General features: G+C 34.0%; 15 protein-coding genes. 5 read left to right on the forward strand and 10 right to left on the reverse strand.

Annotation, left to right across the window (positions count from 1 at the left end; all coding sequences use genetic code 11):
- The first annotated feature begins 909 nt into the window (after positions 1-909).
- The 5 genes from F6K27_RS33845 (at position 910) to F6K27_RS20490 (ending at position 3,605) form a co-directional block, all read left to right on the forward strand.
- Positions 910-1,098 carry a helix-turn-helix domain-containing protein gene (locus F6K27_RS33845; RefSeq protein WP_353736031.1) on the forward strand — a complete coding sequence of 63 codons (189 nt, stop codon included), beginning with the start codon at positions 910-912 and terminating at the stop codon, positions 1,096-1,098.
- Positions 1,073-1,306: a hypothetical protein gene (locus F6K27_RS33850; protein ID WP_353736032.1), complete on the forward strand. Its 234-nt coding sequence runs from the start codon at positions 1,073-1,075 to the stop codon at positions 1,304-1,306. Before F6K27_RS33845 ends, F6K27_RS33850 begins: the two co-directional genes overlap by 26 nt.
- 132 nt (positions 1,307-1,438) lie before the next feature.
- Positions 1,439-1,960 carry a transposase gene (locus F6K27_RS33855; protein WP_353736033.1) on the forward strand — a complete coding sequence of 174 codons (522 nt, stop codon included), beginning with the start codon at positions 1,439-1,441 and terminating at the stop codon, positions 1,958-1,960.
- Positions 1,938-2,456 carry a transposase gene (locus tag F6K27_RS33860; RefSeq protein ID WP_353736034.1) on the forward strand — a complete coding sequence of 173 codons (519 nt, stop codon included), beginning with the start codon at positions 1,938-1,940 and terminating at the stop codon, positions 2,454-2,456. Before F6K27_RS33855 ends, F6K27_RS33860 begins: the two co-directional genes overlap by 23 nt.
- Entirely contained in the window at positions 2,457-3,605 is a 1,149-nt protein-coding gene (locus F6K27_RS20490; protein ID WP_287278399.1) for a glycosyltransferase family 4 protein, read from the forward strand. It begins immediately after the preceding gene.
- Between the two features lie 117 nt (positions 3,606-3,722).
- Here F6K27_RS20490 and F6K27_RS20495 read toward each other — a convergent pair whose 3' ends face one another.
- From F6K27_RS20495 to F6K27_RS20540, 10 genes are all read right to left on the reverse strand, one after another.
- Entirely contained in the window at positions 3,723-4,727 is a 1,005-nt protein-coding gene (locus F6K27_RS20495; protein WP_353736035.1) for an ABC transporter ATP-binding protein, read from the reverse strand.
- The gene (locus tag F6K27_RS20500) at positions 4,709-5,158 is read right to left on the reverse strand and encodes a hypothetical protein (RefSeq protein ID WP_287300907.1); all 450 of its coding nucleotides are present in this window, start codon (positions 5,156-5,158) and stop codon (positions 4,709-4,711) included. The genes F6K27_RS20495 and F6K27_RS20500 overlap by 19 nt, the downstream gene beginning before the upstream one ends.
- Positions 5,159-5,351: 193 nt before the next feature.
- Positions 5,352-5,489, reverse strand: coding sequence for a hypothetical protein (locus F6K27_RS20505; protein ID WP_287278401.1), 138 nt, complete (start codon positions 5,487-5,489; stop codon positions 5,352-5,354).
- 282 nt (positions 5,490-5,771) lie between these two features.
- On the reverse strand, positions 5,772-6,410 hold the full coding sequence (gene folE / locus F6K27_RS20510) for a GTP cyclohydrolase I FolE (protein WP_124145316.1): 639 nt from the start codon (positions 6,408-6,410) through the stop codon (positions 5,772-5,774).
- Between the two features lie 124 nt (positions 6,411-6,534).
- Positions 6,535-7,518, reverse strand: a complete 984-nt coding sequence (locus F6K27_RS20515; RefSeq protein ID WP_287278402.1) for a GTP-binding protein — start codon at positions 7,516-7,518, stop codon at positions 6,535-6,537.
- A complete protein-coding gene (locus F6K27_RS20520; RefSeq protein WP_353735162.1) occupies positions 7,511-7,621 on the reverse strand; it encodes a GTP-binding protein in 111 nt (36 codons plus the stop codon). Before F6K27_RS20520 ends, F6K27_RS20515 begins: the two co-directional genes overlap by 8 nt.
- A 593-nt stretch (positions 7,622-8,214) precedes the next feature.
- Positions 8,215-8,550 carry a cytochrome c6 PetJ gene (gene petJ / locus F6K27_RS20525; RefSeq protein ID WP_287278403.1) on the reverse strand — a complete coding sequence of 112 codons (336 nt, stop codon included), beginning with the start codon at positions 8,548-8,550 and terminating at the stop codon, positions 8,215-8,217.
- Between the two features lie 41 nt (positions 8,551-8,591).
- A complete protein-coding gene (locus F6K27_RS20530; RefSeq protein WP_287278404.1) occupies positions 8,592-9,092 on the reverse strand; it encodes a DUF3122 domain-containing protein in 501 nt (166 codons plus the stop codon).
- 443 nt (positions 9,093-9,535) lie between these two features.
- Complete coding sequence (locus tag F6K27_RS20535) at positions 9,536-10,315, reverse strand: MBL fold metallo-hydrolase (RefSeq protein ID WP_287278405.1); 780 nt, start codon at positions 10,313-10,315, stop codon at positions 9,536-9,538.
- Between the two features lie 1,391 nt (positions 10,316-11,706).
- Positions 11,707-12,624: a M23 family metallopeptidase gene (locus F6K27_RS20540; RefSeq protein WP_287278406.1), complete on the reverse strand. Its 918-nt coding sequence runs from the start codon at positions 12,622-12,624 to the stop codon at positions 11,707-11,709.
- Positions 12,625-13,161 lie beyond the last annotated feature (537 nt).

Raw genomic sequence — 13,161 nt, forward strand, 5'->3', positions numbered from 1 at the left:
TGATTTGGCATTTCTCGACGGACGATGCCAGAGTCAAACTCCAACATCTTTATCCTGTATTTGAAACTTCCAAAAGTTCATAAATAGGCTGTTTTGGGCTGTCTGTTGAAGAGCGAGCGCCTGTTTTGGGCTGTCTGTTGAAGAGCGAGCGCCTGTTTTGGGCTGCCTATTGAAGAGCGAGCGCCTGTATTGGGCTGTCTGTTGAAGAGCGAGCGCCTGTTTTTGACTGTCTGTTGAAGAGCGAGCGCTTGTCTTAGCAATAGTCACTTTTTGCTGACGATTCTAATGCACCATTTTAGCTGTGTCAGTCCAGTAGGTAGAAGTAAAAATTGTCTCTTAATTTTTCTGTCCTACTAAACTTTTTGCACCTTTTTGACCTAAAAGCTGGTACAATTTCGGGACTAAAAATTTCTAAAAGCAGTATCAGTCAATGCTTTCATATTTATTCAGCAAACCCTAGATAGAGAAGGTTATTATTTTGGTCTAGCTTGGGGATTTTTATTTATACCATATAGTTGTAAATACGTCAAACCAGTATATAGGTAGCTTATAAAAATTAGTTCATCATGGTTGAATAAAAATGAGGCGATCGCCTGTCTAAGTAACGAAATAATCAGTATTTGAGGCTTTAAAATTTTTTTAGGTAATAAACTTCCTTGGATTATTCTTCGTTTATATTATCATGGAATAGCTGAAACTATTGAAATTCTGTTGGCTATTTCAGGCGATTTATCCTACTTTTTGTCATCAATCTCTGATAAAATTTAAAATTTTAAAATTATAAATTGAGATTGATAATTAAAACTTTTCAGTTGAGCGAGCGATCGCTATACAAAATCTGATTGCATAGATAGTTGCAATTTAAAAGAATGGTGTGATAATAAAAGCAGACACAAAATTAAAGCAGATATGCGAACCGCTTACCAGTACAAGCTATTGCCCAACAAAGAACAAGTCGCAGTAATAGAGTTGTGGCTGGAATTGTTGCGTCGGCAGTACAACTATAGGTTAGGGGAGCGGTTCTCGTGGTGGGAAGAAAATCGTTGTCCAGTTAACGCTTGCCCCAAGGTGCATGCCAATTCCTCAACTAAGAGATAATCCAAATTATTACTCTCAGAAAAAAGATTTAGTCAATACCAAAGATAAGTTTCCTGAGTACAAGCTGATTCATTCTCAGGTATTACAAGACTGCACAAAACGGGTAAAACTTGCCTTTGATAGATGGTTTAAGGCAGACAAAAATGGAGATAAATTAGGGAAACCAAGGTTTAAGGGAAAAGGACGTTACCTAATAATTAATAATTAATAATTAAATAATTCGCGCCTTGAAGCCGACCCTTTTAAAGGGAAAAAAGCGGTGGAGGGATGGCTCGGAAACCTGCGCTGGCTGACCATCGACCAAGAGAAGAAATAATATTTCCTTATATTCAATTCCGTAATGGTTAAAACCCGAGGTAATTATCAATTATCAATTAATGAACTAAGCTTTTGTTATCCTCAAATCAATCAAGACTGCATTGAAGGAAATAAGATAAACTTACCCAAAATAGGTAAGGTAAAGTTTATTCAGCATCGACCAATACCAGAAGGATTTCAAATTAAAACTGTTACGATTAGTCGCAAAGCTGATGGTTATTATGTGACGCTATCTCTAGAATATAAGTCGATTCCCCAATTTACTTCTGATATTAAACCTACCTCAGAAAATACTTTGGGGATAGATATGGGGTTAAAAGACTTTTTGGTAACAAGTAACGGAGAGTCGGTTCCCATTCCTCAATATTATCGCTCATCTCAGAAGCGATTAAAGACTCTACAAAAACGCTTATCCCGTAAAAAGAAAGGTAGCAAAAGATGGTTAAAAGCTTTCAAAGCTGTGGCTAAACAACATAAAAAGGTAGCTGATAAACGTAAAGATTTTCATTTCAAAACAGCCAATGAATTATTATCACTCATCTGAGGTTATCGCCCACGAAAACTTAAACATTAAAGGACTAGCAAAAACCCGTTTGAGTAAATCAATTAACGATGCTGAATGGGGCAAATTTATCACTATTTTGACTGTCAAAGCTGTTAGCGCAGCTCCTCCGCAGGAGGCAAATGCTGGACAAAAGACTATAGCTGTAAATCCTCAAAATACTAGCCAAGATTGCTCAAATTGTGGGAAAAAAGTACCTAAAGAATTAAACATACGAACTCATTCTTGTCCATATTGCGGCATAGTAATAGACCGCGACTTAAATGCGGCGATAAATATAAAAAGTAGGGCGGTAGGGCATTCCGTCCTTAAAGCTCGTGGAGCCCGACGGCATACCGGGGCTACGAAACGAGAAGCTCACACTATAGCGTCAGCGAGCGTGTGGGAGATGTCACCAAATGGTATTATTTACAAACTGAGGCGTTTTTGTCTATCAATGATAAAATCTCTCAAAAATAATATCTGCCTATTCATCTGAATGCATATTGCTTGGCTTGGAAAAAAATATCCTTTTTGTGGCAACGTTACCTACTCTAGAGAAATAACCAATGCTCTATTAGACCGAGGCTATCAGGTTAGCTTTCTTCATTTTGCTACTGAAGATAATGAACCTGATAAATGGCCAAGATTTCATGAAGTGTCTCTACCTTGTATCTACAAATCTCAGGGTTACACCATACCTAGTCTTAAATCTAGCAAAGTTTTGAGTGAGGCTTTACAGAAACTCAAGCCTGATATTGTTCATGCTTCTCTAACTCTTTCTCCTCTTGATTTCTTACTGCCTGAAATTTGCGAAGAGCTAAATATTCCTTTGGTAGCTACTTTTCATGCCCAGTTTGATAGTAAACCGCGCAATATTAAATCCGGAACTCAATTTTTGGCTTATCAGTTATATGCTCCTTTTTTGGCACATTATGACCGAGTTATTATTTTTTCTGAAATACAGCGAGATTTCTTGGTGAAATTAGGAGTTCCTGGCCAAAAGGTAGCAGTAATTCCCAATGGGGTTGATGTAGATAAATATTGTCCTGGTATGTCTAGTCTCAAGACTGAGTTAAATGCTCAACGTATATTTCTATATTTAGGTCGTATTTCTACGGCTAAGAATGTTGAATCTCTACTTAAGGCTTGGAAACATTCTGATATGGGAAATGGTAGCCATTTGATTATTGTTGGTGATGGACCATTAGCTGCTTCTTTGCAAATGTTTTATAGCGATGTGAAGGGAGTTAGTTGGTTTGGATATGTGAGTGATGAACAACGACGGATAGAAATTTTTCGTGGTGCGGATGTGTTTATTTTACCTTCTTTGGTTGAGGGTTTGTCTTTGGCTTTGTTGGAAGCAATGTCTTGTGGTTTGGCTTGTTTGGCGACGGATGCGGGTGCTGATGGTGAGGTGTTGGAGAATGGTGCGGGTATAATTTTAAATACTCATAATGTTACTACTCAGTTGCAAACTTTATTGCCTTTGTTTAAGGATCATCCTGAGTTAACTAGTATTTTGGGTCAAAAAGCGCGTCGGAGAGTTTTAGAACGTTATACTTTGAGTGGAAATATTGCTCAATTGGAAATGCTTTATGGCGAAGTTTTGCGAGAGAGAAATCTAAAGTTAAGTAGTTTTATTTAGACCCACATTCCAGACTATTCATAACAAGTATCAATACTTGCTAAAACCTTAACAAATATCGATCCAATCTCTTGAGAAATCCAGGATTTAAAAAGTCTATTATTAGCCGTGGATTTTTCATTTTTCTGTCTTAAATAAACGTCGAGTTGATTTACTTATATCTCTAAAGTATTTCAAGGTAATATCATTATCAATAAAAACTTTAATCATTTCGTTACTACCAATATTTTTTGAGGCGTTGATAATATATTGATTGTGACCAACCATTTCAATCTGAGTATATGATATTTCTTCAAGTAAATCCATTAATTCATTTTTTGATAGGTTACAACTTAATTCAAAGGTATTTTCTTCCCTATCTGTACCAAAATCTTGGAAATTGCCATTGTAAATTACAGCACCCTCTTTGATAAAAATAATATTGTCAGTAATACTTTCAACTTCATATAAATGTTGTGAAGTCAAAAGTATAGTCTTAGGATGAGCAAGAGAATTAGCCAAATATCTTAAATCTTGTAAGAATAGTAATTGAGTATTAACATCAAGATTTGCTAAAGGTTCATCTAATATTAAAAATCTAGGATTACAGACTAATGCTTTAGCTAATGCAAATCGCATTTTAAAACCACCAGAAATCTCATTCCAAGTTGCATTTCTATACTTATCTAAACCAAGTCGCCAGAGAATAAAATCAACTTCATCTTCATTTTCTTCTCTTCTAATACCATGAATAGCTGCTGCAAAATGCAGATTATCAACTAGGGTTCCTGTCCATTGTGGCAACTCTTGAGGAACATATCCTATTTGTTGTTTTATTTTGTACCAAGATTTATCTTTTGATTTTGTCAAACCTGGATATTTAATAATACCGCTGGTTTGATTTAACTCACCAGCAATTATTTTTAATAAAGTTGTTTTCCCATTACCATTTTCACCGACAAGGGAGGTAATTTCACCAAATTTTAATTCTAATTCCGATACAGATAACTGGAAGTCTGTTAATTTACCTGAATATTTTTTGGTGATATTTCTGATATTAGCTACTACATTAGAGCTTTCAATATTTGATTGTTTTTGCTTTTTCTGTGATGCCTTGATTTTTTCTAATGGAGTTTGTGGTATATTTTTTCGGTATTTTCTTGGTCTAGATGTTTTTTATTAACATTGGTAGTATTATCTTTTGAATTAGATTTGGAAGGAGACTTATTGTTATTTTCTTGTGGAGGAACAACTGTAGGTATTGGTGAGTAATTTTCTCTATATTCTTTAACTATTAAATCAACAAAATCCAAGATAGAAAAAGTTAAACCTGAAAATTTTTCCCTGATAGTTTCTTCTGAAGAACTAGACTTTCGTTTATCTTCTCTCAGTTTAGTATAGCGACGCTGAAAATCAATTGCTTCATATTTACGTTTTTTATAAACTGCAAAATCATCAGCAAAATCCATTACTCTTTTAGTAGCTAAATCAAGCTGATTATCTTGAATAAGCTTTTTTATTTCTTGCTGAAAGTCTTCAGGTTGTCGATTTAGTTTTTCTGATTCTGCTGGCATTACTTGCATCCTAAGTTGGTCTAAATTAAATATTAACACCAACCATTTTCTGCCTAGTTCAATACATAACCAGATACAGTTTCTATCTCTGTTTCTGTTAAACAGTCTTTGTAAGCTTACATATTATTTTTCCCATTCTTAACCAAGTAAGCGATCACCTTCACAAAATCTAGTTTATTTTTTTCTAAAGTCTCTATTTTGAAATTTTTTCCCATCTAACAATATTACCTCCATTAGCATGACAACCTACACAATGAATCTGAAAAAGTTCCACACCTTCTGTCATTTCTGCACCTAATGAATTAGGTATTTTCGTAACATGGAAAAACATAAATATTAATAAACAGGACTTACGCAAAAATCAGGTTTAGCAACTAAATTTCGTGCTTTAAAAAACAATAATTAGGACAATAAACCCGGTTTCTTGTTTGGGTGCGTAAGTCCTGTTACATTTATTGATGCTCATCTACTTGGTAACTCGATAGGAGCAATCCTAAGTATGGGGCAAAAAGTCTCTTCCTTTCTGATTTTAGTATTAATGCTTTTTGTCTTAGCATCATCAGAAATTTTAATACCAATCAACTTTTAATTATTGTCGCTTAACTTAAAAAAACTAATGAAAAGAATTACTATGCTTAATTAAACTCATAAATTCTTGACGAGTTTTCACATCATCAGCAAAAACACCACGCATAGCGCTAGTAGTTGTCCAAGAACCTGGTTTTTGCACTCCACGCATGACCATACACATATGAGTTGCTTCAACAACTACAGCAACACCTAAAGGCTGAAGTAATCCTTGAAGTGCATCAGCTATTTGTGCTGTTAGACGTTCTTGTACCTGTAAACGTCGGGCATACATTTCACAAATTCGAGCAATTTTTGATAGTCCAATTACTTTTCCATTAGGAATATATGCTACATGAGCGCGACCAAGAATAGGCAAAATATGATGCTCGCAAGAGCTAAAAAGATCGATATCTCGAACTAAAACCATCTCTGAGATATCTTCATTAAAAACAGCTCCATTCAACAATTCATCTAGAGATTGATGATAACCTGAAGTGAGAAATTTTAGGGCTTTTACAACTCGTTTGGGAGTATCTAATAATCCTTCTCGGTCTGGATTTTCTCCTAATCCTATTAATAAAGTTCTCACCGCTTGAATCATTTCAGCTTCTGTAACAGGAGGCTGAGATTTTGTTTTCAAATCATTGGTAGAAACAAAATCTGGAACTGTTGGTAAAGTCATAATTGAAAGGCTTTAAGCTTAATATTTTGTTGAACAGTTTAGCAGATATTTTCCCACATAAATTTCTGATTAATTATGGGAATTCTTACCTGCGATTTATCTGAGAATAGCTACTCTTAATTTATCACATAGTTAGACAGTTTGTTAAATCTTGTTGAATAATTAATGGATTCAAATTTCGTCCAATTAATACTAACTGATTTGTCGGAGTAGTTGACCATTGCTCTACTTGCATATCATAGCGTTTACCGCTCAATTGAAATATATGTTTTGATTCACTTTCTTTGAACCAAAGAATTCCTTTTGCTCTAAATATATTATCTGGTAATTCATCTAGAAAATTATGTTGAAATTTGAGGGCAGAAAAAGGTCTTTTACTTTGGAATGAAATAGATGTAAAACCATCATTTATTAGATGATTTTTAGGAATTTTTTGTAGTTCATGCTGATTATTATTCTCTAGAAGAGAATAAGGTTGAAGCTTGGATAGATTTACATCTAAAATTAAGTATAATGGTATCTTACTGTACTCACTTCTCAAAACCCTAGCTCCATTATTTACAGTTTTAATATAAGACTCTAAATAATCTACTCGATCTTGGGAGACTAAATCTGTTTTATTGAGTAAAATAATATCCCCATAAGCAATCTGTTTAAAAGCTGCCTCGCTATCAAAATGGTCTGGTGTAAAATTTTCACAATCTACTAAAGTTAGTACAGAATCTAAGTGAGTTAAATCTTTTAACTCTGTACTCAAAAAAGTTAACATAATTGGAAAGGGGTCTGCTAAACCAGTGGTTTCTATAATTAGATAATCAATTTTTTCATCCCGTTCTAAAATTTCGTAGACTGTATCTACTAATCCTTCGTTGATAGTACAACAAATACAACCATTGCTAAGTTCTACCATATTTTCATTAATATCTACTAATAACTGACTATCTATATTAATGTCCCCAAATTCATTAACTAATATTGCAACTTTTAAGTTGTGCTTATTATACAAAATTTGATTTATTAAGGTTGTTTTACCACTGCCTAAAAATCCAGTTACTATTGTTATTGGCATCCCTCTTTTAGGAATATCTAATTGTAGTGAATTATTCATTATGGCTAAATTCATTGACGAAGACAGCTACTCTTAAATCTTGTTGATTTTGAAGAATATGATTGAGAAAGGTTGTTTTGTCATTAACAAGAAAACCAGTCATTTCAGTTATCAGTTATCAGTACCTCTGGTTGTTTGCGCAGCATTCCGTAGGAAAGCATTGTTAATATGGGTTGCTGACTAGCTGGAAAATTGCTATTTCTAGTTGAGTTAAGAGATTCTTTGAGCTGATTTGCTTCAATATGTGGATATTTTACTTTATGGGGTTTCTATGATAATCATGATCATAATCAAAATTTGACATCTAGTCAATGGTCAATGGAGATTCGGGAAAATTTTCATTAATAGAGTGACAAACGCCTCAATCTTATTTTTGAATGGGCATTGATAATTGATGGGATAATCGTGATGTCCATTGGCATAGTTTGTTTAAAAACTTGGGAAATATCTATATTTTTCTTTCTTTCAAATCTTCTTCCTTACGCGTAAATTTTGACAAAGATTCTTGGCTATACTTATCCACAGATTGTTAAGAATAAAGCAACAGTAAGTCATATACACCATAATAGACATCTCCAATAATCAAAAATAAAATTAATTATTGTACATAAATCATCAATTATTTCTCCCTACTCTCTACTTCCTCTTTTCTGGAGATGTGTAATGTTTAAATCTTAGCTCTTATAGCTATATTTACTAATGCCAACCATTTTCTGCCTGCTGCAATACATAAGCTGATACAGTTTCAATTTCTGCTGGAGTTAAACGGTCTTGATAAGCTGACATATTATTTTTTCCATTCTTAACTAAGTAAACGATCGCCTCAACAGAATCTAGTTTATTTCTTTTCAAAGTTCTGATTTTTAAGTTTTTCCACCATCTAACTATATTGCCTCCTCCAGCATGACATCCAGCACAATTAATTTGAAAAATTTCTGCTCCTTTCGCTGTTTCTGCTGCTAATGCAGGAGGTATTTCTATAAAGTTTATCAATGTGAATATTAATAAGCAAACTGTAATTATTTTTTTCACTTTTTTTCTCCTTAATTAATGAAAACTAATACAATAAAAAATCACCAAAAATTAACTTCATCAAATAATTTATGCCATTCTTTAACAGCAAAAATTGGTACGACTAATTCTGCTGATTTTTCACCTTGCAAAGGTATATTTATTCGCAGTGGAGCATCATAATTTAACTGTTTCATTACTTCCAAAAAGTCATATTCTCCAACATTAGCAGGAAAAGAAGAATCAACCAAAATATCCTCTGCATTCCAGATATTACCAGTGCCAGTAGTAATTTGCAATTTTTGGGGATGAGCTAGTTCAATTATTCCAGGAAATCCTACCAATCGTAAGTTTAAAGTTATTAGTTTGCCAGATTTGATCCTTTTATATAGTACAGTTTGCCATGCTCTATCTGAAAGGTCTCGCAAACTTTGCCGAGAACGATACATGATTTGTGTAGAAGATTCGGGGTAAGTATGAATAGAAGCTAAAGCTGGTTGAGAATTACCAATAATCAAAAACAAGGATAATATTACTGTAAAAATCCAACGAAAATTAATCATACTTTTATAGCATTAGGGAATAGGAAATAGGGAATAGTAAACTGTTAAAGGGTTTTATGGTTAGGAGAAGTCAGTTGTGCAGCATTTGATTAACAATATGATTAACCTCAAATCTTCAAAAATTAGCTTCATAACATTAATAGTCAGCAGCTTTCAAAATATACTAACTATCATTAAAAGCTGTTAATTAAATGTAGTTTAATTATTGCTATGCTGATTAAATATAAAAGCACTGACAGGTAAAGGTTTTAGATTTTTTACAGCGAAAAAAAGTGCAACTTTTGAAGATTGAGCAACCAAAAAGTTAGGATAAAAGGCAGAATAATTGCAGAAAAATCAAGGGAGAAAATATCCGACTATCTACTATAAATTCCCCATTTATCCTGACTTATGACTCCTGCTCCTGACTCCTAGCTCATACCAAAAGATTTATTCAGCAAACCCTAATTAGCTAATACTCTCTGTTCTAATTGTAGTTCAAAACGTTCTCCAGGTTGAGCCTCTATTACTTTTGTATCCAGATTATTTTTGGTTAACTGAAGTTGTGTTTCTTCCACACTACCCTCTGCTTTGAGTAAAGATATTAATAATCCTTGAAAATCTATATCGCCCCCTGCTGCTGTAGGTAACATGACTTGGGGTTTCAACCATTGAGCTACTTGTAAAGCACTTTCATTTCCTTTAATTATCGGCCCGACTAACGGTAAATTCAAATTTATAATAGGGGTGATGACCACATTTATAGGAGCAAATTCTTTGATTTTTTCAGAATGGCTGCCATGTGGTTCATAGTAGATTGTATTGTCAGTGCTTAGGTCTTTAAAAATGTAACCGTTTTCTACTAAATTTGGGCCAACGAGTGAACCAGGAACTGCTCTAATTTCAATACTATTATCAAAAGAATATGTCTCACCATGGGCAAGTGTGACTATTTGAGAATAGCCCAACTCTTGTACTACTTTTGCTGCAGTGGGAGAGGCGACTACAGGAATATTTTTGTTTAACTGTTTTAGGGTCTGAGGGTGAGCATGGTCTTCTAAACCTTGAGACAATACAATTAAATCTATATTTTCTGGTATGGCACGGGGAGTACGCCTCTCTCCTTTGAATAACCAAGGTAGATTACCGAAAACTAGGGGGCCAACTAACCAAGGGTCCAGCAGGAGTTGTTTGCCTCCAATTTCAATTAACCAGGAATTACTATCTAACCAAGTCAGATGCATAATATTTATAAAATTAAATTATCTTTCAATCATTATTGTAACAATTTATTACAATTGATGGGATATTGTCCATCGGCCATCAGTTGCTTAGGGTTAAGAGGCGATCGCAGATAGCTGAGTAGAGGAAATTAATAATAGACATTTCCAGAAAAGAGGGAACAGGGAACAGTGGTGCGACCCCGGGTCGGCGGCAGATGCACCTGGTAGCGGACAAAGAGAGGTAACAGGGATAAATAATTGACAATTTATAGATAAGAATTGCTTTGATTTTGGATTTTTACCAGATGTCTAATATGTTCGATAGTATTACTGTGTCTAGTTTAATTAAATTTGCTGGGTAAACAGTGTGAGAATTTTGCTCGCAAATATCTGATATCAAGTCCGGCAGGATCAGTATTATAAAGTTCAGGGAAGAAAGAAGACTTTAGTTATCTGGGAGAGAAGGAAGAAGATTTGAAAAAAAGAAAAAGTAGATATTTCCCAAGTTTTTATACAAACAATACCAACGCACATGATATTACTTCTTAAATCTAGCTGTGATTAACTTTGAAAAAAATATCCTAAAAGTTTCTTACCAAGGTAAAATTTTGTGTTTTTTTTCAAGGTCTTTTACTGGTGGGGATTGAGTATTAATATTCATTAACTTCAGATCAGGACTATTGATATAATGCCACTTAGATATAACAAAAAAAGTGAATTTATATTTCCGATAACTTTCGTAAAAAACCTGCTTATATAAAAGTTATAGATAGCAGTAATCTTGAGAGATAGGGGAAGAATATATAGTAACTGCTATGATTACTCTTGACTTATGGAATATTTAAAACAATGGAATATCAATACTCAACCTTATTCCTTCTCTCCTAGATAAGTAAAGCTTTCTTCTTTCTTGACTTCTGCTATATATTCCATAAATAACCAAATTCGATCGGTAAATATAGGGAGTTTAAATCATTTTGTACATAACAATTGGAGGAGAAAAAATTTTCTGAGTTCTGAATTTAGCTTTGAGAATCTGCTTCAGAATTATATTTTACTTTTTCCCAGATAATAGTAGCTAGGAAACATAACATCATTAAGTAAAGTGGTACGCTGATCATCATCTATACTCCTAATTTTTATTCTAGTTCGTGTGTTTTTTATTGTTTGGGAATCAATTATATATTCATTTTTTCTAGGAAACTTATTAACTATTTCCTATAAAAACCAAAAAGACCCCTAAGATTAATTATGACATAGTTTGCTTTTGTTGTCATCCCAACAGGAAAAATTGGTATTTACTGGAGAGAAATTTATTAATAACACACAGAAGCAAAATAGAGATATATTGAGTCAATATTTAAGTTGTGTATACTTATCAGTAATTACACTTTATTAGTAGTTATTTTCACCTACTTAAAAATAACTTCAATATAAGAATTAGGATTTTCAGCAACCCAACCAAAAGGAGAATTATATCTAATTTCAAAATGAAGATGAGCTTCCTCAAAATCAGGTTTTCCTGTCTGACCAACTGTACCTAAAAGTTCTGCCTGTGCTATTTTTTGACCAGTTTTAACATTAATATAATCTAAATGGGCATAACGAGTTTGCTTACCAGCAGCGTGGTTAATTACTACTAAATTGCCATAATTACCTTGTTTGCCAGCAAATGCCACTATCCCTTCTCCTACAGAAAACACTGATGTACCACTATTAGCAATTAAGTCTAAACCACTATGAAAAACTACTTGATTTTTAATCGGATGTAGTAACCAACCATAACCTAAAATAACCCTAGTTTCAAAAGGTAAAGGATAACCTTTTAATGAAGAAATTTGTGGGGGTGTTTTTCGCCCTGGAGACCAATTTACTCCTGGTAAAAAAACCACTTCTGGTGTCTGTTGTTCTGGTGTTTGTGGACAACCATTAACTTCATATAATGCGTCAGCACGGATATTATAATTTTCTGCAACATTTTTCCAAGTTGTGCCAGTAGGTACTTTCACAGCGATACCATTATAGGGAGGAATAATTATCTCAGTACCTACGGTTGGCGGACTTTTCTGTAGCACTCGATTAAATGCTAACAGGGTAGGAGGAATGAGGTTGTATTTTTGAGCAATAGTTTCAATGGTTTCTCCAGTGGTAATTGTATGACGTTGGAGACGAGATAAAGCTGGTAGGGGACAAACTTCTTTTGCTTCTTCTGAAATGGAAGGAGTAGGAATTTTCAGAGGTTGAGATTGAGCATTTGCCTGCATTAATAAAAGTGGATTAATAAACCACAATAATGTAGTAAAAAGGTAAAGGTAGGATTGAGAAGTCATAAGCATTACAAATTGGAAAAAAATAGTTACCAGTTTGATATTAGCCTTTGATTAGAGATTTTTTCCCCTAGAAAATTTTTGTCTGAGGAAGAAACGTTGAAATTTGCTAGAGCTAGAGTGAGATGGTGAGTAATATCATTTCTCAAAAACTTTTCAACTTGGCTATTGAGTAGAGGGAGTAGGGGAGTGGGGGAGTAGTAAACATAGGCAATACGCAACAGCATAGATCCTAAATAGACATATGGTGATCATCAAAAATCGGCGTTGGTAAAGCGCGTGTATGATATTAATCTTAATTATTTAGGAGTCAGTCCTCAGGAGGGAAGAAAGAAGAAGAAACCCTGAGTAGAAGGAGAAAGTTTTTTGGTCGCGTAAAGGTAACGGAGTTCTATCGCGCTCTTATCCGGACATGGTATCATGCCTCAAATTACCAACGCCCAAAAATTAAATCAATGATCGCGCAAAAATCATCAATTCTTTCCCCCTACTCCCTAGTTCCCTCTTTTCCGCAGAGGTCTAATAGGTTCTATAGCAAAT

This window comes from Okeania sp. SIO2F5, from assembly GCF_010692685.1.
In the GTDB taxonomy this organism is placed as follows: Bacteria; Cyanobacteriota; Cyanobacteriia; order Cyanobacteriales; family Microcoleaceae; genus Okeania; species Okeania hirsuta.

What these genes read in the sequence shown, in the direction of transcription:
- F6K27_RS33845 (WP_353736031.1), top strand. Translation starts at nt 910, where the DNA reads ATGCGAACCGCTTACCAGTACAAGCTATTGCCCAACAAAGAACAAGTC.
- F6K27_RS33850 (WP_353736032.1), top strand. Translation starts at nt 1,073, where the DNA reads ATGCCAATTCCTCAACTAAGAGATAATCCAAATTATTACTCTCAGAAA.
- F6K27_RS33855 (WP_353736033.1), top strand. Translation starts at nt 1,439, where the DNA reads ATGGTTAAAACCCGAGGTAATTATCAATTATCAATTAATGAACTAAGC.
- F6K27_RS33860 (WP_353736034.1), top strand. Translation starts at nt 1,938, where the DNA reads ATGAATTATTATCACTCATCTGAGGTTATCGCCCACGAAAACTTAAAC.
- F6K27_RS20490 (WP_287278399.1), top strand. Translation starts at nt 2,457, where the DNA reads ATGCATATTGCTTGGCTTGGAAAAAAATATCCTTTTTGTGGCAACGTT.
- F6K27_RS20500 (WP_287300907.1), bottom strand. Translation starts at nt 5,158, where the DNA reads ATGCCAGCAGAATCAGAAAAACTAAATCGACAACCTGAAGACTTTCAG.
- F6K27_RS20505 (WP_287278401.1), bottom strand. Translation starts at nt 5,489, where the DNA reads ATGTTTTTCCATGTTACGAAAATACCTAATTCATTAGGTGCAGAAATG.
- folE (WP_124145316.1), bottom strand. Translation starts at nt 6,410, where the DNA reads ATGACTTTACCAACAGTTCCAGATTTTGTTTCTACCAATGATTTGAAA.
- F6K27_RS20515 (WP_287278402.1), bottom strand. Translation starts at nt 7,518, where the DNA reads ATGAATAATTCACTACAATTAGATATTCCTAAAAGAGGGATGCCAATA.
- F6K27_RS20520 (WP_353735162.1), bottom strand. Translation starts at nt 7,621, where the DNA reads ATGACTGGTTTTCTTGTTAATGACAAAACAACCTTTCTCAATCATATT.
- F6K27_RS20530 (WP_287278404.1), bottom strand. Translation starts at nt 9,092, where the DNA reads ATGATTAATTTTCGTTGGATTTTTACAGTAATATTATCCTTGTTTTTG.
- F6K27_RS20535 (WP_287278405.1), bottom strand. Translation starts at nt 10,315, where the DNA reads ATGCATCTGACTTGGTTAGATAGTAATTCCTGGTTAATTGAAATTGGA.
- F6K27_RS20540 (WP_287278406.1), bottom strand. Translation starts at nt 12,624, where the DNA reads ATGACTTCTCAATCCTACCTTTACCTTTTTACTACATTATTGTGGTTT.